General features: G+C 68.0%; 19 protein-coding genes and 3 pseudogenes. 7 read left to right on the top strand and 15 right to left on the bottom strand.

Annotation, left to right across the window (positions count from 1 at the left end; all coding sequences use genetic code 11):
• Nucleotides 1-17: 17 nt before the first annotated feature.
• Nucleotides 18-1,163 carry an acyl-CoA dehydrogenase family protein gene (locus OG225_RS05675; RefSeq protein WP_405180702.1) on the bottom strand — a complete coding sequence of 382 codons (1,146 nt, stop codon included), beginning with the start codon at nt 1,161-1,163 and terminating at the stop codon, nt 18-20.
• A gap of 134 nt (nt 1,164-1,297) precedes the next feature.
• Between OG225_RS05675 and OG225_RS05680 the strand changes: the two genes are divergently transcribed.
• Entirely contained in the window at nt 1,298-1,960 is a 663-nt protein-coding gene (locus OG225_RS05680) for a TetR/AcrR family transcriptional regulator (protein ID WP_405180703.1), read from the top strand.
• Here the strand turns inward: OG225_RS05680 and OG225_RS05685 are convergent.
• Nucleotides 1,893-2,507: an alpha/beta fold hydrolase gene (locus OG225_RS05685; RefSeq protein WP_405180704.1), complete on the bottom strand. Its 615-nt coding sequence runs from the start codon at nt 2,505-2,507 to the stop codon at nt 1,893-1,895. The two genes, OG225_RS05680 and OG225_RS05685, sit on opposite strands and share 68 nt — an antisense overlap.
• Between OG225_RS05685 and OG225_RS05690 the strand changes: the two genes are divergently transcribed.
• From OG225_RS05690 to OG225_RS05700, 3 genes are all read left to right on the top strand, one after another.
• A complete protein-coding gene (locus OG225_RS05690) occupies nt 2,506-3,162 on the top strand; it encodes an SRPBCC family protein (RefSeq protein ID WP_405180705.1) in 657 nt (218 codons plus the stop codon). The genes OG225_RS05685 and OG225_RS05690 overlap by 2 nt on opposite strands.
• A complete protein-coding gene (locus OG225_RS05695; protein WP_405180706.1) occupies nt 3,162-3,581 on the top strand; it encodes an ArsR/SmtB family transcription factor in 420 nt (139 codons plus the stop codon). The genes OG225_RS05690 and OG225_RS05695 overlap by 1 nt, the downstream gene beginning before the upstream one ends.
• Before the next feature lie 145 nt (nt 3,582-3,726).
• Nucleotides 3,727-4,323: a TetR/AcrR family transcriptional regulator gene (locus tag OG225_RS05700; protein WP_405180707.1), complete on the top strand. Its 597-nt coding sequence runs from the start codon at nt 3,727-3,729 to the stop codon at nt 4,321-4,323.
• 70 nt (nt 4,324-4,393) lie between these two features.
• Here OG225_RS05700 and OG225_RS05705 read toward each other — a convergent pair whose 3' ends face one another.
• The 4 genes from OG225_RS05705 to OG225_RS05720 all read right to left on the bottom strand — a co-directional run bounded on the left by OG225_RS05705 (nt 4,394) and on the right by OG225_RS05720 (nt 9,373).
• Complete coding sequence (locus OG225_RS05705) at nt 4,394-4,558, bottom strand: hypothetical protein (protein WP_405180708.1); 165 nt, start codon at nt 4,556-4,558, stop codon at nt 4,394-4,396.
• 107 nt (nt 4,559-4,665) lie between these two features.
• Complete coding sequence (locus OG225_RS05710) at nt 4,666-5,835, bottom strand: DUF2254 family protein (RefSeq protein ID WP_405180709.1); 1,170 nt, start codon at nt 5,833-5,835, stop codon at nt 4,666-4,668.
• Between the two features lie 70 nt (nt 5,836-5,905).
• Nucleotides 5,906-8,263, bottom strand: coding sequence for an arylsulfatase (locus OG225_RS05715; protein ID WP_405180710.1), 2,358 nt, complete (start codon nt 8,261-8,263; stop codon nt 5,906-5,908).
• A 132-nt stretch (nt 8,264-8,395) separates the two neighbouring features.
• Nucleotides 8,396-9,373, bottom strand: a complete 978-nt coding sequence (locus OG225_RS05720) for an HAD family hydrolase (RefSeq protein ID WP_405180711.1) — start codon at nt 9,371-9,373, stop codon at nt 8,396-8,398.
• Nucleotides 9,374-9,669: 296 nt separating this feature from the next.
• Between OG225_RS05720 and OG225_RS05725 the strand changes: the two genes are divergently transcribed.
• Nucleotides 9,670-10,584: a formylglycine-generating enzyme family protein gene (locus OG225_RS05725; protein WP_405183204.1), complete on the top strand. Its 915-nt coding sequence runs from the start codon at nt 9,670-9,672 to the stop codon at nt 10,582-10,584.
• A 19-nt stretch (nt 10,585-10,603) separates the two neighbouring features.
• On the opposite strand, the gene mftC is transcribed toward OG225_RS05725, so the two are convergent.
• Genes mftC through mftA form a run of 3 tightly spaced genes read right to left on the bottom strand, consistent with a single transcriptional unit; the run spans nt 10,604 to nt 12,216 of the window.
• Nucleotides 10,604-11,809, bottom strand: a complete 1,206-nt coding sequence (gene mftC, locus OG225_RS05730; RefSeq protein ID WP_405180712.1) for a mycofactocin radical SAM maturase — start codon at nt 11,807-11,809, stop codon at nt 10,604-10,606.
• 16 nt (nt 11,810-11,825) lie between these two features.
• Nucleotides 11,826-12,119 carry a mycofactocin biosynthesis chaperone MftB gene (gene mftB, locus OG225_RS05735; protein WP_109530701.1) on the bottom strand — a complete coding sequence of 98 codons (294 nt, stop codon included), beginning with the start codon at nt 12,117-12,119 and terminating at the stop codon, nt 11,826-11,828.
• Complete coding sequence (gene mftA, locus OG225_RS05740) at nt 12,109-12,216, bottom strand: mycofactocin precursor MftA (RefSeq protein ID WP_405180713.1); 108 nt, start codon at nt 12,214-12,216, stop codon at nt 12,109-12,111. The genes mftB and mftA overlap by 11 nt, the downstream gene beginning before the upstream one ends.
• Nucleotides 12,217-12,416: 200 nt before the next feature.
• On the opposite strand from mftA, the pseudogene OG225_RS05745 reads away from it, so the two are divergent.
• Nucleotides 12,417-13,208, top strand: a pseudogene (locus OG225_RS05745) (SDR family NAD(P)-dependent oxidoreductase); the annotation flags it as partial.
• On the opposite strand, the pseudogene OG225_RS05750 reads toward OG225_RS05745, so the two are convergent.
• The 4 genes and pseudogenes from OG225_RS05750 to OG225_RS05765 all read right to left on the bottom strand — a co-directional run.
• Nucleotides 13,125-13,496 (bottom strand): annotated as a pseudogene (locus OG225_RS05750) (AAA family ATPase); the annotation flags it as partial. The pseudogenes OG225_RS05745 and OG225_RS05750 sit on opposite strands and share 84 nt — an antisense overlap.
• Nucleotides 13,493-14,174: pseudogene (locus OG225_RS05755) on the bottom strand (hypothetical protein). The pseudogenes OG225_RS05755 and OG225_RS05750, both read right to left, overlap by 4 nt.
• A gap of 220 nt (nt 14,175-14,394) precedes the next feature.
• Entirely contained in the window at nt 14,395-14,997 is a 603-nt protein-coding gene (locus OG225_RS05760) for a TetR family transcriptional regulator (protein ID WP_405180714.1), read from the bottom strand.
• A 124-nt stretch (nt 14,998-15,121) separates the two neighbouring features.
• Entirely contained in the window at nt 15,122-15,949 is an 828-nt protein-coding gene (locus OG225_RS05765) for an SDR family oxidoreductase (protein ID WP_405180715.1), read from the bottom strand.
• 74 nt (nt 15,950-16,023) lie between these two features.
• On the opposite strand from OG225_RS05765, the gene OG225_RS05770 reads away from it, so the two are divergent.
• Nucleotides 16,024-16,665, top strand: a complete 642-nt coding sequence (locus OG225_RS05770; RefSeq protein WP_405180716.1) for a TetR/AcrR family transcriptional regulator — start codon at nt 16,024-16,026, stop codon at nt 16,663-16,665.
• Between the two features lie 56 nt (nt 16,666-16,721).
• Here the strand turns inward: OG225_RS05770 and OG225_RS05775 are convergent, their stop codons facing one another.
• Together OG225_RS05775 and OG225_RS05780 are read right to left on the bottom strand one after the other, a co-directional pair.
• A complete protein-coding gene (locus tag OG225_RS05775) occupies nt 16,722-18,455 on the bottom strand; it encodes an ABC transporter ATP-binding protein (RefSeq protein ID WP_405180717.1) in 1,734 nt (577 codons plus the stop codon).
• Complete coding sequence (locus tag OG225_RS05780; RefSeq protein ID WP_405180718.1) at nt 18,452-20,176, bottom strand: ABC transporter ATP-binding protein; 1,725 nt, start codon at nt 20,174-20,176, stop codon at nt 18,452-18,454. Before OG225_RS05780 ends, OG225_RS05775 begins: the two co-directional genes overlap by 4 nt.
• Nucleotides 20,177-20,195: the final 19 nt, after the last annotated feature.

The raw sequence follows: 20,195 nt of genomic DNA on the forward strand, positions 1-20,195 counted from the left end.
CGCGCCGCGGGCGTCGATCACAGGGTGCGCGCGATGATCTCCTTCATGATCTCGTTGGTACCCGCGTAGATCATCTGTACGCGGCTGTCGACCCACATCCGTGAGATCGGGTACTCGGTCATGTAGCCGTACCCGCCGTGCAGTTGCAGACATTCACTGGCCACCGACAGCGCGCGGTCGGTGGTCCACCACTTGGCCATCGCGACCGTGGGAATGTCGAGTTCGCCCGCGATGTGCTTGACGATGCAGTCGTCGGCGAACACCCGAGCCACCCTGGCCTCGGTCGCCACCTCGGCGAGTTTGAATTTGGTGTTCTGGAAGTTGAAGACGCTGCGGCCGAACGCCTCGCGCTCCTTGGTGTAGCGCACGGTGTGCTCCAGCGCCGCTTCCATCCCCGCCACCGAACCGACGGCGATGATCAGCCGTTCCTGCGGTAATTGCTGCATGAGCTGGACGAAACCCTGGCCCTCGGCGGCGCCGAGCAGGTTGGTGACCGGGATCCGGACGTCCTCGAAGAACAGTTCGGAGGTGTCCTGGCCCTTCTGCCCGATCTTGTCGAGCACGCGGCCGCGACGGAAGCCGGGACGGTCGGCCTCGACCAGCACCAGGCTGATGCCCGCGGCGCCCTGGCTGGTGTCGGTCTTGACGACGACGATGATCAGATCGGCCTGTGCGCCGTTGGTGATGAAGGTCTTCGATCCGTTGACGACGTACTCGTCGCCGTCGCGGATCGCCTTGGCCTTGACGTTCTGGAGGTCGGATCCGGTGCCGGGCTCGGTCATGGCGATCGCGCCGACGACTTCGCCGCCGGCCATCTTCGGCAGCCAGGTCTGTTTCTGTTCTTCGGTGCCGTAGTGCAGCAGGTAGTGCGCGACGATGCCGTTGTGCAGGCTCTGACCCCACGCGGTGTCGACGACCCGTGCCTGCTCCTCGATGAGGACGGCCTCGTGCGCGAAGGTGCCGCCACCGCCGCCGTACTCCTCCGGGATGGACAGGCAGAGCAGGCCGAGTTCGCCCGCCTTGCTCCACAGCTCCCGGTCGACGTGATGCTGCTGGATGTACCTGTCGACGTTCGGTGCGACCTCCTTCTCGAAGAACGCCCGCGCGAGGTCGCGCAGCGCGTCGAGATCGTCGTTCATCCACGGGGACCGGTGCGCGGTCATCGAGACTCCTCAGGCTCGGCACAGCACTGGGTACATATTTGTAACCAGAATTAGCGGGTACAGTGTGTACCAGATGATGCCGGGAGGCAAGGAATACCTCTGAGCGGCCCGAAGGGTCGGCTAGCGTGATCGGTGTGACAGATCAGCGCTGGACCGATACCGCCGTCACCCGGCGTTCGGGCAATCGCGGCGAAGACCGTCGCCTGGCCATCGTCGATGCCGCCGTCGCCGCCATCGAGGAACAGGGGCCCAACGCGCTCACCGGCCAGATCGCCGATCGCGCCGGTCTCAACCGCACCCACTTCTACCGGCATTTCGCGAGCAAGGAAGAACTGGATCTGGCCATCGCCCGGCGCGCGCACGAGGAGTTGACCGAACGCATCCGCGCCGCGCTCGCGATCGACGGCACCCCGCTCGACATCATTCGCGCACCGGTCGCCGAGCACGTCGGCTGGGCCAACGAACATCCCAACCTGTACCGGTTCCTGCTCGGGCGCAACTATCGCCGCGGCAACGACGATTCGAGTATCGGCGGCAGCGCCTTCGCCTCCGAGATCTCGACCGCCGCCACCCGCTACATCCCGCGTTTCGGCGCCGACCGCGCGGCCGCGGACCGGCTGGTCGTGGCGCTGCTCGGTCTCATCGACGCCTCGGTGCGCTGGTGGCTGACCCATCGGGGCAGCACCGAGGAGGAATTGGTCGAAACCCTCGTCGTGGAATCGTGGTTGCTCATCGACCATCGCCTGCGCGCGCTCGGCATTGCCATCGATCCCCGCGCGCCGCTGTCGCCCCCGTGACGTTCAGCGTCGGCCGAACGCGTCGATCGCTCGCATGATCGCCTGTCCCATCGCCGCGCTTCCGGTGTGCCCGGCGATGGGACAGGCGATCGTAGGCGACGACGAGGTCGTCGTCGCGGTCTTCGGGCGGGACGCCGCCACGGAAGATCTCCCATTCGGCGGGCAGCAGCCGGGCCGGCCCGTGGTAGAGCCAGTCGATCTCCTCCAGTCGCGTCGTGGTGACGGCGACGAGCACGATCGCGTCGACGCGTCGCGGAAACCGCTCGGCGTAGGCGAGTGTCAGTGTCGCGCCCCAGGATCCGCCGTACATCAGCCAGCACTCGACGCCGAGATGTTCGCGCAGCCGTTCCATATCGGCGAGCAGATGGTCATTCGATCGGTGGGAAGCCGAGCGCGGGCGGGGTTTCGGCGGTCTCTCGGGTTGTCGCCATGAGGTCCATCCTGGCCGTCGGCGCTCGGACACGCCATGCGCGCGTCGTCGGGGGGTGACGGCGTCGCGGCGCGTACCTGATAATATAAGTAGAAACTTATAGAAGGAGGTTGTCATGACATTGCTGACCGATCCGGCCACCGTGGCCGGCCTGGTGACCCGCGAGGTCCGCTCCGGCTCGCGCGCGGGCACGCCGACGCGGATCGCCGTGGCGCGGCGCACGTACCCGACCGACCAGGCCGATCTGTGGGACGCGCTGACAAACGCCGAACGGCTGCCGCGCTGGTTCATGCCCGTCAGTGGCGAATTGCGGGTGGGCGGGAGCTATCAACTCGAAGGCAACGCGGGCGGTGTCGTCGAAGTGTGCGAGGAGCCGAAGCGGTTCGCGGTGACCTGGGAAATGGGGCCGCAGGTGTCGTGGGTGGAGGTGAACCTCAGCCCCGAGGGGGAGGGCACCCGGCTCGAACTGGTGCACGAGGCCGAGGTCGATCCGGAATTCTGGACGCAGTACGGACCGGGCGCCGTCGGCGTGGGCTGGGATCTGGCGCTGATGGGACTCGGACTGCATCTGTCGACCGGCGCGGCCGTCGATCACGCGGCGGCGGAGGAACTCCACACCACCCCCGAGGGCATCACCTTCATCAGGACTTGCGCGAGCGGCTGGGCGGACGCGGCCATCGGCGACGGTGACGATCCCACGGAGGCGCATACCGCCGCCGAGCAGACCATCGTGTTCTACACCACCGTTCCCGAGGACGGCCCCGAGTCCTGATGATGACGGCGGCGGCGAAGATCTTCGAGGCGCTGGGCGATCCCGTCCGCCGCGGCATCCTCGAACTGGTGGCGGGTGGCGAGATGTCGGCGGGCGCGGTGGCCGAGGCCGTGCGCGCGTACGCGCCGATCTCCCAGCCCGCTGTTTCCCAGCATCTGAAAGTGCTGCGGGAGGCCGGGATCGTGACCGTTCGGGCCGAGGGCACCCGCCGGATCTACGCGATCGACACCGCCGGGATCGAGGTCGCCAGGACGTGGTTGGGCGGCCTCATCCCCTCGATCGAACTCTTCGCGCAGCCGCTCGACGCGCTCGCCACCGAGGTCGCCCGTGGAAAACGCGCGGCGCGCCGAGCCGGGTACGAGCGCGATCGGGGAAGCGCCGGAGGTGAGGACGAGGGCGGATCGCGGCGGTTGGGTTAGATTTCCTCCGGGTGCTCGGCGATGGTCGTACCGGGTCGACGCCTAGCATCGGAAGAGAAGATGCTGGTCATCGGCATTCGCTCGATCGCGTGCGGTCGGCACCGAATGCGGTGAGCGGTGATCACGAGTCACGGAGGTTATCGAGATGACATCGCCGAGAAGGTTCGGTGCGCCCGATGCGAAGAATCGCACGGTCCTGCTGGACGCCGCCGAGCAGCTCATGCTCGACGAGGGCTACGCGGCCGTCACCTCGCGCGCTGTCGCTCGCAAGGCGGGCCTGAAGTATCAGCTCGTCTACTACTACTTCCGGACCATGGACGATCTGCTGCTGGAAGTCTTCACCCGCCGCGCGGAGGAGGGCCTGGCGCGGCAAGCGGTCGCGCTCGCCTCGCCCAACCCGCTGCGCGCGCTGTGGGAATTCAACACAGAGGCCGCGGCCGCCGCGCTCACCATGGAGTTCGCCGCATTGGCCAACCATCGCAAGGTGATTCGGGCCGCCCTCACCGACTATTCGAATCGCTTCCGCGAAGCCGAGATGACAGCGCTACGCGAGTTCATGGAGAAGTACGCCGCGCAGGAGAAGACCTGGCCCGCGGAGGTCGTGGTCGTCGCGCTGTCGGGTGTCTCACGGTTTCTCATGCTCGAGGAATCGCTCGGGGTGCACGGCGGACATGCCGAGACCATGGAATTCGTCGAACAGCGTTTGCGTCAGATGGATGAACCGAGTTCGACCACACCGTGATTCGAGTAATCGATCGCCTGCGTCGCGACGTCGGGACGCAGGCGATCGACTCGGTCGGCCCGGGTACGGGTCAGTGGTGCATCGCCGGTGCGGGACGTGAACTCTCCCTGCTCCCGGCGGGCGTTTCCGGTGCGAACCGCACGCGGCTGTCGTGACGCTCGCGCGGTTTCATGGCCGTGGCGACGAGCAGTAGCAGTGCGATGACGATGACGGTCGTGATGATTCCCCAGAACAAGACGTGTTCCCGCTTCCTCGAACCGGTCCGGGCAGGCGGCCCGCCGGTGGTTGAATTCTGATCTGGCACAGTTACTTCGACGCCGTTGTCTGGGTTCGCTGATTCTGTCATAGAGGTTCCGGCGGTGGGGCGGCGAACCGGCCGTCCAACAACGCCGAGCGTTCGTCGAACAGTCCGGCGTTCTCCGGCGCGGCGCGCTCGCGCGCACGTCGCAGCATGGTCCGCAGACCCGCGACCACCATCGGCGAGCGGGCGGCGAAGAGGATGTCGTCGACGCCGGTCCGGACGAATTCCTCGCATTCGGGCAGGGGGATGACGAGTCGCGGCACGCCGTCCCGGTCGGTCAGGCGCAGCGGTCCGTGCGGCATCGCCGCCACCCGCCCGAGCAGGTCACCCAACCCGTCGAAGGTCTGCACCGCCGTCGCCGGATCGTTCACGGCCGCCGACAACGCGCGTAACGCGACGTCGGCGAGTAGGCGGAAAGCGAACAGCGGATCCTGTTCGAAGGTGCGTTCGTCGCCGAGCGCCAGCCCGCGCAGGACGACCTCGCCCGGAAGTTCACCGCCGTGCACATCGGCGACGGGATCGCCGAAATGCAATGTGGCGCCCGGAGCTTCGCGCAGCACGATGACCACGTCGGCGGATCGGGCGGCGTCGACCAGTCGCTCCATCCACACCCGCTGCAACACCGCGGGCGGATGGGGCCAGGTGACGGTGGCGCGCGGCGGCGGTAGTGGGGTCGCCGGGACCTCGGTGACGTCGGTGACGTACAGGGCGTCGAGCACCTCGCGCCCGCGCGCGGCGATCGAGCCGAGCGCGGGCGCCAGTTGAATGGCGGAGAAGGCACGCAACTGCAATGTCCGCAACAGTGCGATCAGCACGAACAGCAACAACATCGCGAGTACCGGCACGGCCACCGAGACATCGGCGCGCTTGCCGATGCTCAGGGCGGCCGTGACGCAGAACACGACGAGTCCGACGGCGAAGCCGAAGGTACGCCAGACGATCGGGTCGTCGCGGAACAGCATCAGCCGCGGCGAGAACGTGGTGCTCACCCACTGGACGACCAGGAACAGCACGGAGAAGATCAGCGCCACCGCACCGAGGAGTCCGAGTCCGATCGCCAGCAGCGTGTCGATGACCTGGGCGGTGGGCGCGCGCGGCCCGCGACCGATTCTCGGTACCGACGCGCCCGCGCCCAGCCCGGCCAGGACGAAGACGAGCTGGGTCACCCCGGCGCGCAGGCGACGGCGCGCGCGGATCACCCGGGTGGGCACCGTCGGCCCACCGGCTCGACTGCCGGGGCGCGACGCCCCGGCGGCTTCGAGACAACGACCATGCGCCGTGCTACTCGCGCGAGAGCATGGCGACAGCCTCGCGCTCGAGATCGACGTAGGGCTCGCCGCTGACATCGACGGCCACCCGGTGCAGGGTCCCGCCCGTGAACGACCACGGGAATTCACCCGAATAGTCGTCGGTGACGGCTTCGGCGTTGTCGCGGCCCGCGTGCAGGCCCGTCCCGGCGATACTGAATTTGCCCGGCTGAGTACGGATTCGGCCCTCACCGACCTTGCGATCACCGTAGTAGAGGCTGATCAGCCCCCGGGCGGTGCCGGGCGGATCCTCGCCGTCCTTGTCGAAGGACGCGGCCAGGATCAGGTCGCGGCCGGTCGGCAGATCCTCGGTCGCGCTGATCCGCTGTTCCTCGCTGCCGAGGAAGTTGTAGACGTAGTGCAGACGATTGTTCTTCACATAGAGCGCGTGCCCGCCGAATCGGCCACCCTGGGAGAACAGCACACCGGAGGCGGTCGGACCCGGCAGGTCGACCAGCGCGCCGATCGAGTAGGAGCGGTTGCGGATGTTCACCGCGACCGACTCCGGCACCTCGGCGCCGCCGGGGCGGTACACGTAGCGGTTGCGCGGTGGCGCGAGCTGGGGACGGGTGGTGGTGAGGATCTCCACGGCCGAGCGGTCGTCGAGCGGGAACGCCTGGTTCACGCCCGCCTCGTAGAACCACAGCCCGATCAGTTCGGCGAGTCTGCCCGGTTCCTCGGCGGCGAGATCGTGCATCTCCGAGCGGTCCACCTCGGTGTGGTACAGCTCCCAGGTGTCGTCGGGGAAGTGGCTCCAGCCGCTGAGCGTGGGATGGGTGGTGACGGCTTTCCAGCCGTCGTGCCAGATCCCGCGTCCGCCGAGCATCGAGTAGAACTGCGTGTGCTTGGCGGTCGGGATATTGGCGGCGTCGAAGCTGTAGCGCATGCTCACGCCCTGCAACGGCACCTGGGTGTGGCCCTTGACCATGTCGGGCAGTTCGATGCCGAGGCAGTCCAGCAGGGTCGGCACCAGATCGACGGCGTGGTGGTACTGGTCGCGGATCTCACCGTGGGCGTTGATCCCGGCGGGCCAGGAGATGACGCACGGGTCGCAGGTGCCGCCGTTGAACGAGTACCGCTTCCACATCTTGAACGGGGCGTTGAACGCCACAGCCCACCCGTTGGGGTAGTGGTTGTAGGTCATCGGGCTGCCGAGTTGGTCGAGTGCGGCCATATTCTCGGCCAGGTCGTCCGGGACGCTGTTCGCGATCTTGTTCTCGTTGACCGAGCCGTCCGAACCGCCCTCGCCGCTGGCTCCGTTGTCCGAGACCACGACGATCATGGTGTTGTCGAGTTCCTCGATACTCTCCAGATAGTCGAGCAGTCGCCCGATCTGATCGTCGCAGTGCGAGAGGAATCCGGCGTACACCTCGGCCATCCGGGCGAACAGTCGCTTCTCGTCGTCGTCGAGGCTGTCCCACGGGCGGGTGTAGTCCAGCGGCGGGAACGGCTGACCCTCCGGCCCGCTCCTGGTATCGGGGGTGCCGATCGGATTCAGCGGCGGCAGTTCGGTGTTCATCGGGACAAGGCCCATCTGTTTCTGCCGTTCCAGGATCTCCGCGCGCATCGCCTCGTAGCCCGCGTCGAACCGTCCCCGGTAGCGCTCGATCCATTCGCGCGGCGCGTGATGCGGCGCGTGCGCGCAACCGGGTGCGTAGTAGAGGAATACCGGACGGTCCGGGGCGATGGACTTGACGTCATCGATGTACTCGATGGCCCGGTCGGTGATGTCGACGCTGAGGTGGTAGCCCTGTTCCGGCGTCGACGGCTGTTCGACGGGATGGTTGTCGTGCACCAGATCCGGATACCACTGGTTGGTCTCGGCGCCGAGGAATCCGTAGAAGCGCTCGAAACCGCGACCGACCGGCCAATTGCGTTTGGTGGACGCCAGATTCATCTCGTCCTCGGCGCACAGATGCCATTTACCGACCATCGCGGTACTGAAACCCTGGTCGACCAGGACCTCGGCGAGAGTGGCGCATTCCGGGGGAATGTGGCCGTTGCCGCCGGGGAATCCGACCGCGGCCTCACTGATGCAGGCCATGCCGTTGGTGGTGTGGTTGCGGCCGGTGAGCAGACAGGAACGGGTCGGTGAGCACAGCGCGGTGGTGTGCCACTGGCTGTAGCGCAATCCGTTGGCGGCGATCCGGTCGATATTCGGCGTCTCGATCGGGCCGCCGTAGCAGCTCATCGCGCCGAAGCCGACGTCGTCGAGCACGATGTAGACGATATTGGGCGATCCCGGCGCCGCCTTGGGCTGCTCGTACGGGCCCCAGTCCGGGATCGAATCACGGATATCGAGGTTGACCACACCGCGGAAAGGAACTGCCATTGGCGTTCTCCTCATTGATGGACGGCCCCCCGACGGTTCGCCCCCCGATCGAACATAAGCGCCCACCTCCCGGCCCACCTCACCCACGATGGGTGAGAACAACTTTCGGGTTTGGAAATCAGGAGTTGTCCGCTACCGGGCTTCGAACACGGTCGACCAGTCGTCTTTCATGCTGACCACCGCCCAGCCCTCGGCGTCGGCTGCTTCGAGTGCCTGCTCGCAACCCGTCTCGTAATCGAACTCGCGGTCGGGGTCGTCGTGGAGCACCAGCATCCGCAGCGACGGAACACCGTCGCGCTCGGTGAATCGCAGCATCGGGATATCCCCGTTGGTATTTCCCACGGCGAGCAGGGGGCGTCGGCCGACTCGGCTCCAGATACGCACGGGTTTCTCCGGACCGTCGTCGAGGAAATCCAATTCCGCGGTGTGGACGACCGTGCTGTCCTTCCATGCCAGCGAGACGCTGCTGCCGATGACCCGTTCACGGGGGATGCCGTACATCTCCTGACTGATCGGCCGCATGAAATCGCGACCACCGCCGGAGGCGATGTAGTTGGCGAATCCGTTGGCTTCGAGCACCCCGAGCAATTCGACCATCGGCGCGTAGGCGCACGCGGTGTACGGGCGGGCGAGAGTCGGGTGTTCGGTGGTGCGCAGGAACCGGTCGGCCTGGGCCTCGAATTCCTCCACGGTGACTCCCGCGAACGCCGTGAGCATTCCGGAAGCCAGTACCGCGACCTCGCTGTCGTCGCCGCGATAGTGCTTGGTGATCACCTCGTTCAGCCAGTCGTAGTCGCGCGTGTAGGCCGCCTGCCAGGGCTGGCGAGTCCGAAGGGCGGGCACCTTCTCGCACATCGCGACCAGCCGACGCAGGATGAAGTCGAGCTGGATCGGCATCGGCTTCTCACACCACAGCGTGCCGTCGTTGTCGAAGACAGCGACCCGATCCTCGGGCGGCACGGCCTCGGCCGCCACCCGCTCCACGAAATCGAGCACGGCGCGTTTGGCCGCACCCTCCCGCCAACTGGGCAGCGGGTCGCCGCCCGGGGCCGCTGCCGGGGAACTCGAGGAGGCGCGGACGGTAGCCGCCGCCGGATTTTCCACCACCATGGACCGACTCCTTGTTCGAGCTGCCGAGGCACTGGATGCGACTGTGGCGCAGTCGTGGAACCACGGGCATCACCCCCTACGGGTGACACGCGCCGATACGGCCGGGGTTCACCCGTGCCGTGCGAGGGATTTCGGGGCCGCGGCGGTCACACTGGGCGCACAGGCCGGAATCTTCGTCGACGTGTGGAGAGTGGGACCGCATGAGTAGTGGAGTCGCGAACGGGCTACGACACGACGACCATCGGGGCGACGCACCGGGTGCTCGGACAGTTCCTGACCCGGCCCCACACCGCGGGATGGTGTGGATCGTCGGCGGTACCTTCACCATGGGCTCGGACAGCCACTATCCCGAGGAAGCGCCGACCCACCGGGTGTCGGTCGGTGGATTCTGGATCGATCCGCGTCCGGTGACGAATGCCGAATTCGCCCGGTTCGTCTCCCGCACGCGCTACCGCACCGTCGCCGAGCGGACGCCCAGCGCCGCCGACTATCCCGACGCCGATCCCGACCAACTGGTCGCGGGCTCCTCGGTATTCGTCAAGCCGGACCGGCCGGTGCGCATGAACCTCCCGTACCGGTGGTGGCATTGGGTTCCCGGCGCGGATTGGCGGCATCCGCAGGGGCCTGGCACCTCCATCCGCAAGCGGCCCGACCATCCCGTGGTCCACGTCGCCTGGGACGACGTCGTCGCCTACGCCGAGTGGGCGGGTAAGGAGGTGCCGACCGAGGCAGAATGGGAGTACGCGTGCCGAGGCGGACTCGACGGCGCGGAGTTCGCGTGGGGCGACGAATTCACACCGGAGAACACGCTGATGGCCAATACCTGGCACGGCGAATTCCCGCACCACAACACGCGAGTGGACCGATTCGAGGGCACCTCGCCGGTGGGTTCCTTCCCGCCCAACGGCTACGGCCTGGTGGATATGGTCGGAAACGTGTGGGAGTGGACCCAGGACTGGTACACCGCCCACCAGGGCCAGGCACACGCCTGCTGCGTCGCCGTCGATCCCAGGGGCGGCACCGAAGCCGACAGCGTCGATCGGGCACAGGCCGACCGGGCGCAGCCGCGGATCGGCCGCCGCGTCATCAAGGGCGGCTCACATCTGTGCGCCCCGAACTATTGCAGGCGGTACCGGCCCGCGGCCCGGATGGCCCAGGCCGTCGAGACCTCGACGTCGCACCTGGGCTTCCGGTTGATCGCCCGGCCCTGAGCGGGCCGGTCCTACGCCGTCAGAGGCCGCCGAATCCGGCCAGCGGGCTGGTGTCGCAGGCGCGATCGGGCGCGACCATCACCGCGGTCGCCCGCGACGGCGCGGGCAGGCCGAGCGCCACCGACTTGCTGCGGCGCTTACCGGTGCGCGAATGGTCCTTGTCGGGCTGGGGCCGGTTGGCGCCCGCGCCGACCAGTGCCAGTTCGGCATTGCCGCGCACGCATTCCGGATCGGGACCGTCCAGCGGCAGGCCGGTGAAGAATTTCGCGGCCATGCAGCCGCCACGGCAGGAATCGAACGCCGAGCACGAGGTGCAGCCGCCGCCGGTCTGCGGTTCACGCAGGCGGGTGAACAGTTCCGATCCGCGCCACACCGTTTCGAACCCGCCCTTGTCGCGGACATTGCCCGCGAGGAACTCGTCGTGGATGGCGAACGGGCAGGCGTACACATCGCCGACGGGATCGATGAGGCAGACCACGCGACCGGCGCCGCACAGGTTCAGGCCGGGCAGCGGGGTGGAGCCCAGCGCGTTGAGGTGGAAGAACGAATCACCGGTCAGCACCTTCTCGCCGTTGGCGATCAGCCAGTTGTAGATGACCAGCTGCTGGTCGGCGGTGGGATGCAGATCCTGCCAGACATCGGCACCGCGACCGGAGGGCCGCAGCCGGGTGATACGCAGTTGCGCGCCGAAACGGTCGGCGATGGCCTTGAACTCGTCGAGCTGACCGACATTCTGGCGGGTCATCACCACCGAGATCTTGAAGCCGGTCTTACCCGCCGCGGCGAGATTCTCCATGGCCTTCCACGCGGTGGCGAACGAGCCCGCGCCGCGCACGGCGTCGTTGACCTCCGCGGTCGCGCCGTCGAGTGAGATCTGCACGTCGACGTAGTCACTGGCGGCGAGCTGTTCGGCCCGCTCCGGGGTGATGCGCACGCCGTTGGTGGAGAATTTGACGCCGACGCCGTGGTCGACCGCGTAGTCGAGCAGTTCCCAGAAGTCTTGGCGCACCGTCGGTTCGCCGCCGCCGATATTGACGTAGAACACCTGCATGCGCTGGAACTCGTCGATCACGGCCTTGCATTCTTCGGTGCTCAGCTCGCGCGGGTCCCTACGGCCCGACGAGGACAGGCAGTGCGTGCACGCCAGGTTGCAGGCGTAGGTCAACTCCCAGGTCAGACAGATGGGGGCGTCGAGGCCGTATTCGAAATGATCGACAAGTTTCATGATGTTCCCGTCCGCTTCAGGAGGCTGTGCGAAGCGCGATCGTGCCCGACTCGCACAGTCCGGCGAGAGCGTGTAGATACCGGTCGTGGTCGGCGGCGGGGACATCCACGGCGACGAGGGTGCTCGCGGCGTCGGGATGGTTCTCCAGCTCACGGACCACATTCACCAGCAGGGGTGTCTTCAGAAAGGAAAGCCGTCGGGTCGCGTAGTCGTAGACCAGCGCGCCGAAAGGTTCTGGCCGCAACGATACCGACCCCGCCAAGGTGTAGGGCAGGGCCGGGTCGAATGGTGCGGCGGGGTCAGTAGACACCGCACATTCCGTCGATCGAGACCTCCTCGACGAGGACGTCGGCCTCGATCAGGGTGTCGTCGGTGGCAACCGTCTCGTTGGCAGGCGCGTCGCTCATGGGTACTCCTCGGAGGCTGTAGAGATGTGACCGCCAGCATAATGGCACCCAATGACAAAATGGAAGGGGGAGTGCCCGCCCGGCATCGCGGATAGCTGTCGTCTCCATTACCGAATGAACTACAGTAGTGAGGACGGTCCGGCGTGGCGCCGTATCGCGGCTCCGGGTTCCGGCCCAGCGACGGCGGAAGAGGAGCACAGATGGATCTGGGATTCGACGGCGCGGCGACCGTGGTGGTCGGCGGCAGCCGCGGCATGGGGCTCGCCACCGCGCGCTGCCTGGCGCAGGAGGGCGCGCGGGTCTCCGTGGTCGGCCGCTCGCGCGCGGACGTGGAATCGGCGGCCGAGGAGCTGGCCCGTCTCGGCAGTCCCGACGCGGTCGGACTGGCCGCCGACGTCATGGACATCGCGCAGGTCGAGGCCGTCTTCGCGCAACTGCGCCTGCGCTGGAACGGTGAACTCAACGCGCTGATCAATACCGTCGGACCGAATGTGCAGGGCACCGTCGAGGAACTGACCGACGATCAGTGGCGCGAGGCCGTCGACCACGGCGTGCTCTCCATCGTGCACTGCGTCAACGCCGCGCTGCCGCTGTTGCGCAGCGCCGACTGGGCCCGCATCGTCAACTTCTCGGCGCATTCGACTCAGCGGCAGACGGTTTCGCTGGTGGCCTACACCGCGGCCAAGGCGATGGTCACGAGCGTGTCGAAGAATCTGTCGCTCCTGCTGGCCAAGGACGAGATCCTGGTCAACGTGGTCTCGCCCGGCACCTTCGTCACCCCGGCGCTGACCGCGTGGGCGCGCTCGGTCGGCATCGACACCGAAGACCCCTACCGCCTCATGGAGGCGATCGACACCCACTACGGCCACCCCGCGCAACTGCCGCGCGCCGGACTGCCCGAGGAGATCGGCACGGTCGAGGAACAGCGTGCGCCGGTGGTCGGTGAGCGAATGCAGGATGGCCAGCGAGTCGTGGCGGGCTTCGACGACTTCGTCCAGGTAGCGGATAGCGCCGGAATTCACGGCCCTGGCCAGGGGCCCGTCGTTCCAGACGACATCGCCGCCGGAGACGAGGAACCGGCCGACGAGATCGGAACTGGTGAGATCGTCGTGGCAGCTGTTGGTGACCACGGGGCGGCCGAGCAGTTGCCCCATGTGTTCGACGAAACGCGTCTTACCGCATCCGGTCGGGCCGGTCAGCATCACCGGCATGTGTTGCTGGAAAGCCCATTCGGACAGTTGCCCCTCGGTGCCGTTGGCGTAGTAGAGATCGTTCGTCATCGAGTAACCAACTCCCGGTGGATATGGGCGAGTACGCGGGGAAGCTCTTCGGCGCGCCGGATGCGGCGGGAGCGGCGGGGGCCGAAGACCTCGGGCAGGGGATCGACGCGGGTGTATCCGCCGGTCCGCAATCCCGGACTGCTCGGATCGACGAAATGGGTATCGTGGAAATCGTTGAGGCAGTCGACCTCGACGCGGTGGCGGGTGTTGCCGGTGAACACGAAGATGCCGTGGCGTTCACGCGTGAGATCCATGGCCCGGTCGAGTATTTCGTCACCCTCGAGGTCGTGGTCGGCGATCTCGAGATCGGGCAGCATCCGCCGCAACTCCGGGACCAGCCCGGGGAATCGGTCACCGATCCAGCCCGCGGCCACCCCGCCCTCGACCAGCGACAGCGCGCCGAGTTGCCGCGGTGACAGTTCGTGCAGGGCGTAGCGGGCGATCCGGTCCTTGGACGGCGCGCACTGCAATGCCACCCCGCGGCTCAGCGTCGTGCGGGTCCAGTCGGGGCCGACCGGCGGATACGGGACGTGCACGACGCGTCGCGTTCAACCCGAAACCACGGCGTTTCCCGGTCATCAGGCGAACACCCTCGCGGCGGCGTTCGGAGAACGCCACGGCCGTCACCGCGCAACTACGTTCGATCGATAACTCGTGCGCCGCAGCGCTATCGGTCATCGCCGTCACCGTCACCCGCGCGGCCGTCGACGATCGTCGGATCCGCACACGATCAGAAGGTCTCGATATTCTTCATCACCCTGTACCAGAAGGCGATGATCCCGATGACGCCGCCCCACGCGACCGCCAGGCGAAAGATGTCTTGCCACATACCCGTATCTCCGTATCCTTCGGTGCGCCGATGCCCGGCATCGGTCGGCTGATGGTGGTGGCGCCGGACTCATCGCGGCTCCAGACTGCGCAGCACGGTGGTCAGGTAGCTGTCGAGCGCCACGTCGCGCAACTGTTCGGTGCTGGTCGTCGTGGTCAGCAGGGCGTAGAGACCGAGCAGGAAGAACACCGCGCTGTGGTAGGGGTCGACCGCGAGTTCGGCCTCACCCGCGTCGCGCGCGTTCTCCAATATCCGCACGACCAGCACGATGACGCGATGTTCCATCCACTCGTCGGTCAGCGGTCTGGTCGGTGAGAAGTGCACGGCCAGAAGGTCTTTGAACAGCAGGCTGCCCAGCCTGCCTTCCATCGCCGCGACCAGCTGGATCGTCTTCGACAGGGCCGTCGGCAGGTCACGCGGTTCGGCGAGGAAGCGGGTCGGCTGCTGGGCGATCCCGGCTTCCTCCCGCGCCTGCAGTTCGAGCAGGACATGCTCTTTGGTCGGGAAGTGGAAGTAGAAGGTGTCGCGCGCCACTCCGGCGGATTCGACGATCGCGCCCACGTCGGCCTCGGCCATTCCGGTCTCCTTGAACTCGGCGACGGCGGCGTCGAGCACGCGCTGGCGGGTCTGTAGGCGCTGGGCTTCGCGGCCTCGTGGCCTGTCCTGTGTCATTGAATCGAGTCAGTAGAAAGTCGCTGCCGAGATTGGGCGGCGACTCGGGGGACGGGCGGTGGCGCGATCGCCCTCGCCGAGGGCGATATCGAGCGCCGACCGTCCTTCCCGCGCGGTGCGCGCCCTACTCCGCGGGTGCGAGCGCGCGGGCCGCCGCGACCACGCCGCCGTCGACGAGCAGATCCGTCCCGGTGACGAAACTCGCCTGCGGATCGAGCAGGAACGCCGTCGCCGCGGCGATATCGTCCGGGGTGCCGAGGCGGCCGGTAGCCGACATCTCCACCAAGGCGCGCATGTGCTCGCCGGTAGCTCCGTCGAGTTCCTGCTGACCCATCGGCGTGGAGATGATGCCGGGGCTGATCGAGTTGACGCGGGCGCCGCGTTCGCCCCACGCCCCCGCCGCGGCCTGGACCCGAAGAACATTGGCGTGCTTGGCGAGTGCGTAGGCCACGGTCGGATGGCTCAGCTCATCGGAGGACAGGAAGGGTAGCGCCAGCAGTCGCGCGGACGGAGTGGTCGCCAGCGCGCGGTCGTGCTCGGCGAAATGCGCGCCCGCCATGTGCGCCGCCATGCTCGCGACGACCACCCCGGCCCCGCCGGGAGCGATCACCCGGGCGAATTCGTCGAGTACGTAGGCGACGCCGGCGAGATCCACCCGCAGGATCCGCTCGGCCGTGGCCTGCGTCGGCGAGAGTCCCGCCGTGTGGGCGAGGTGGGTGACCGGGCCGAGCGCGGCGGCGGCATCGGCGAGGGATCGCACCGAATCCTGATCGGCCACATCGACCACGCGCGCGGTGACCAGATGTCCGGCATCGCGGAGTTGTCCGGCGACGGCCGTCAGCGCGGCTTCGTCGAAATCGGCGAGCAGTATCGAACGCCCGCTGCCGATGCGACCGGCGATGGCTCGGCCCATGCCGCCGATGCCGATGACAACCGCTACATCTCTGTCCACGGGGACTCCTATCCAGTATTACGAGACGGATCGTATCGTAATGACAGTATGCGCGTCCCCTAAGGTTTCGAGACATGTCGGGTACGCAGCGAGGTCGGCCGCGAAGCGCGCGCGCCCACGGCGCGATTCTGGAAACCGCCCGTGACCTGCTGGGATCCGTCGGCTACGAACAGATGACGATGGAGGCGATCGCGGCGGGCGCGGGCGTCGGCAAGCAGACGGTGTACCGCTGGTGGCCTTCCAAGGCGGCGGTCGTCACCGAAGCGGTCCTGTCCGGCTACCTCGACACCAGCGGAGGCGTACCCCCCGATACGGGCGATGTCGAAGCCGATCTGCGCGCCTGGCTGGATCGGCAATTCCGGCGGATGGACGACGCCGCCTCCGTCGCGATGGTTCGCGGGCTCGCCGCTGCCGCCGCCGACAGCGCCGCCGACGCGGAGCGACTCTACGGCGAACTGACCGGTCCGAGCCGCGATCACCTGATCCGGCGGATGGCCGCGGGCGTGGAGACGGGCCAGATCCGCGCCGACGCCGATCTGGACGCCGCGGCCGACGCGGTGATCGGCACGCTGCTCTATCGCGCGCTGGCGGGTCGCCCGCCGACCGGATACCGCAGCGCCGAGGGGCTGCTCGACCTACTTTTCGCGGGTCTGGCGAATCCGGCGTCGCGGCGAGCATCGAACGAGGTTGCCGAAGGGGCGGGGGAGCGCGGGTAACGGCGCGGCACCGGCGTCGAAAGGACACGGGTCCGGTGACGAAGTTCCCGGTGGGTTCACGTGCCGACTTGCGCGTGCCAGAGATCTGCGTAAACACCGCCCGCCGAGCGTAATTCGTCGTGGGTGCCCTGTTCGGTGATACGTCCGTCCTCCAGGACGATCACGCGATCGGCGTCACGGGCGGTATGCAGTCGGTGCGCGAACGCGATGACGGTTCTGCCCTCCAGCACCGCCGACAGTGATCGCTCGGCGTCGCGCGCGGTCGCCGGATCCAGCAGCGATGTCGCTTCGTCCAGCAGGATCACCCGGGGGTCGGCGAGCACGATTCGCGCCAGTGCCAGTTGCTGTTCGCGTGCCGCGTCGAGGACGGTGGCACCGGGGCCGAGCACTGTGCCCATCCCGTCGGACAGGGTGTCGACCCAGTCGGCGCCGACGGTGCGCAGCGCGTCTCTCAACGCGTCGTCGTCGGCGGTCGGAGCGGCGATGACGAGGTTCTCCCGCACGGTGCCGAGGAAGACGTGATGTTCCTGGGTGACAAGCACGATTCGGCGACGCAGTGTTTCCGGCGCCAGATCCGACACCGACACCCCGCCCACGGTCACCGCACCCGACGACGGGCGGTCGATGCCCGCCAGCAATCGCGCCAGCGTGGTCTTGCCCGATCCTGACGGTCCGACCACCGCGATCCGTTCGCCCGGTCCGACGTCGAGGTCGATATCGCGCAGGACATCGCGTCCCGAGCGGTAGGCGAAACGCACCGAGGACAGTCGCACGCGATCGTCGGCGGGGATCGGGCCCTCGGAGGTCTTCGCGGCGGGCGCGGCAGGCACGCCGACCAGGCGGGCCATCGCCGCGCCCGCGCGCTGAAGTTGTTCGGCGCGACCGACGAGAGTGTCCAGCGGGGAGCCGAGCTGCTGAACGTACAGTGCCGCCGCGACCACCGTACCGAGCGGCACCGAATGTCCGTCGTGCAGAAGACCGCCGATGATCAGGACCACCGTCACCGGCAGGACCCCGGCGACGTCCTTCGACGAATACAGCAGTGTCCGTAGCCGCAGGGTGGTGATCTGCGCCGCCAGGTGGACCGAGGTCGTCTCGTCGCCCGCGCCGATACGCCGCACCCCCATTCCCAGGGCGGCGACCGTCCGCGCGCCGCTCGTGGTGGCCATCAGGGTGTCGGAGATCTCGGTCCCGGCCGCGGCTTCGGTCAGATAGGCGGTTCGGGCGGTACGCAGATACCACCGGCAGACGAACAACAGCAGGGGAACGCCCGCCAGTGCCCCCGCCCCGAGGCGCCAGTCCAGCACGAAGATCACCGCGAGCGGGAGCACGACTCGAATACCCGCGATCAGCATCTCCGGAAGTGCCTCCCGCACCGCCACACCGACCGTTGCCACGTCGGTGGTGCCACGGGTCATGAGATCGCCGCCGCCCGCCTGCTCGACGATCGCGGTCGGCAGCGCGAGCACCCTGTCGAGCAGGTCCTCCCGCAGGTAGGTCAACGAACGCTCGCCGAATCGTCTGCCCGCGTCGATCGCGTACCGGGTGAACAGCATCTGCGCCAGCGCGCAGGCGAGTACCGCAGGCAGGAGCCGATTCACCGACTCGGCGTGCCCTGATCGAATGCTGTCGACGACCGTTCCGAGCAGCCACGGCGGGCCGAGTCCGGCGAAAGCCGCCGCGCCGTAGAGCAATACGACGCGCGCGGCGGTTGCCGGTTCGCGCTCGACCAGTTGCCGGACAGCCGCCCGCACCGCGCGACGGTCACCGACCGGCAGGCGGGCGATCATCGCGCCGCCTCGCGTTCGATCGCGTCCCGGGCGGTCTCGCGCAGCACCAGCGCGCGATAGTCCGGCCGGTCGCGGATCAGCTCCCGATGTGTTCCGACGACGGCGGGCGCGTCGTCGCGAAGGTGGACGACCATGTCGCACCGTTCGAGCACGGTCGGCGAGGTCGTCGCGATCACCGTCGTCCGTCGGCTCCGCGCGGCGTGGATACGCGCCGCGACAAGCGCTTCGGTGTGCGCGTCGACGGCCGAGGTCGGGTCGACCAGCAGCAAGACGTCGGGCTCCGCGCAGATCGCGCGCGCCAGTCGCAACCGTTGCCGTTGGCCGCCGGAGAGGGTGGTCGCCCGGTCCGGTAACACCGTGCTCAGCCCGTCGGGCAGTCCGGCCGCCACATCCTCGGCGGCGGCGACCCGCAGCGCGCCGAGGACGCGCGCATCGTCGGGTTCGGTGGCTCCGGCGATGATCTCGCGCAGGGGACCGACGAACAGGTACGCGTCGTTGTCGACGAGCACGATATGCCGCCGCACCTCCTCCAGCCGGATTTCCCGGAGGGGATTCGGGCCGTAGCGGGCCGCCGAATCGGTGAATCGCGCGAATCGCTCGAACACGGCGATGACGTCGGCCCGGTTCGCGGTGACGACGGCGACCATCCCGGACGCGGGCAGGCGCAGGTCCGCGACCGGGTCGTACAGCTCCCAGGATTCCTCGGGCCAGTGCCGGGTGCCGGTGTCGGCGATATCGTCCCGGAGGGTGAGGACCGCGAGCAGCCTGCGCGCGGACACGGGATAGCGACCGATGTCATCGATGCCGTGCAGGATCGCGGATACCGGTACCGACAGTGTCGCCACATATCCGTACACCGCGACCATCTCGCCGAGCCCGATCTGCCCGGAGGCCGCCATGCGCGCGGCAGACCAGATCACCACCGCCACGAAGACCGTCGGCAGCGCGAGCGCGACCGCTCCGATCCAACTCGTCACCGCGGCGACTCGATATCCCTCCTCGCGCAACGTCGCCGACCGCGTTCGATACCGGTCGGCGAACACCTCCTTGCCGCCGATACCGCACAGCACACGCAGACCCGTGACGATATCGCCGACCATGGCGGTCAACTCGCCCTGCTGCGCGCGGTAGCTGTCTTCGGTCCGTCGCAGGCGTCCGAGCAGCGGTTTCATCACGACCATCAGCACCGGCACGCCCAGCAGCACGACGGCGGCCAAGGCGGGGGAGATGCACAGGAGCGCGACCGCGACCGCGCAGTAGCCGAGGATTCCGGCCGCGCCGGGGCCGACGATCATGATCGTGCGGGTGATCTGTTCGACGTCGGTGCTGCCGATCACGACGATCTCGCCCGCGCCGATCCTGCGGTGCAGCGTGGGACCGAGCCGGGTCACCGCGCGGGTCAGCACCCGGACGGTCCGCCGGTAGGCGTCGGCGCACGCGAGTGTCATCGCCCGGTACTGGAGTACCGATACGACAGCCAGCAGCGCACCCGTACCGAGCAGAGCTCCGGCGAACCCGATGACGGCGGCGCTGTCGCGGTCTCGCACACCGTCGATCGCGCGCGCGAGCAGTTGCGGCGGCACCGTCAGCAGCACCATGTACGCACAGGCCAGCACCGCGCCCACCAGGACACGTCGCCATTGGCAGGTCACCAGCCACCACAGGTAGCGCCAGTGTCCCCCGGTGTCGGGGTCGCCGGGATCATCACGGTTGTCGCGCATACCTGTTCGATACCGCAGA

This window comes from Nocardia sp. NBC_01377 (assembly GCF_045040005.1).
GTDB classification, from domain to species: Bacteria; Actinomycetota; Actinomycetes; order Mycobacteriales; family Mycobacteriaceae; genus Nocardia; species Nocardia noduli.

Excerpts from the sequence above, each read along its gene's own strand:
- mftA (WP_405180713.1), bottom strand. The coding sequence starts at position 12,216 with ATGAGCGACGCGCCTGCCAACGAGACGGTTGCCACCGACGACACCCTG.
- OG225_RS05685 (WP_405180704.1), bottom strand. The coding sequence starts at position 2,507 with ATGACAACCTCCTTCTATAAGTTTCTACTTATATTATCAGGTACGCGC.
- OG225_RS05700 (WP_405180707.1), top strand. The coding sequence starts at position 3,727 with ATGACATCGCCGAGAAGGTTCGGTGCGCCCGATGCGAAGAATCGCACG.
- OG225_RS05695 (WP_405180706.1), top strand. The coding sequence starts at position 3,162 with ATGATGACGGCGGCGGCGAAGATCTTCGAGGCGCTGGGCGATCCCGTC.
- OG225_RS05775 (WP_405180717.1), bottom strand. The coding sequence starts at position 18,455 with ATGATCGCCCGCCTGCCGGTCGGTGACCGTCGCGCGGTGCGGGCGGCT.
- OG225_RS05675 (WP_405180702.1), bottom strand. The coding sequence starts at position 1,163 with ATGACCGCGCACCGGTCCCCGTGGATGAACGACGATCTCGACGCGCTG.
- OG225_RS05770 (WP_405180716.1), top strand. The coding sequence starts at position 16,024 with ATGTCGGGTACGCAGCGAGGTCGGCCGCGAAGCGCGCGCGCCCACGGC.
- OG225_RS05760 (WP_405180714.1), bottom strand. The coding sequence starts at position 14,997 with ATGACACAGGACAGGCCACGAGGCCGCGAAGCCCAGCGCCTACAGACC.
- OG225_RS05720 (WP_405180711.1), bottom strand. The coding sequence starts at position 9,373 with ATGGTGGTGGAAAATCCGGCGGCGGCTACCGTCCGCGCCTCCTCGAGT.
- OG225_RS05715 (WP_405180710.1), bottom strand. The coding sequence starts at position 8,263 with ATGGCAGTTCCTTTCCGCGGTGTGGTCAACCTCGATATCCGTGATTCG.
- OG225_RS05780 (WP_405180718.1), bottom strand. The coding sequence starts at position 20,176 with ATGCGCGACAACCGTGATGATCCCGGCGACCCCGACACCGGGGGACAC.
- OG225_RS05690 (WP_405180705.1), top strand. The coding sequence starts at position 2,506 with ATGACATTGCTGACCGATCCGGCCACCGTGGCCGGCCTGGTGACCCGC.
- OG225_RS05725 (WP_405183204.1), top strand. The coding sequence starts at position 9,670 with ATGGTGTGGATCGTCGGCGGTACCTTCACCATGGGCTCGGACAGCCAC.
- mftC (WP_405180712.1), bottom strand. The coding sequence starts at position 11,809 with ATGAAACTTGTCGATCATTTCGAATACGGCCTCGACGCCCCCATCTGT.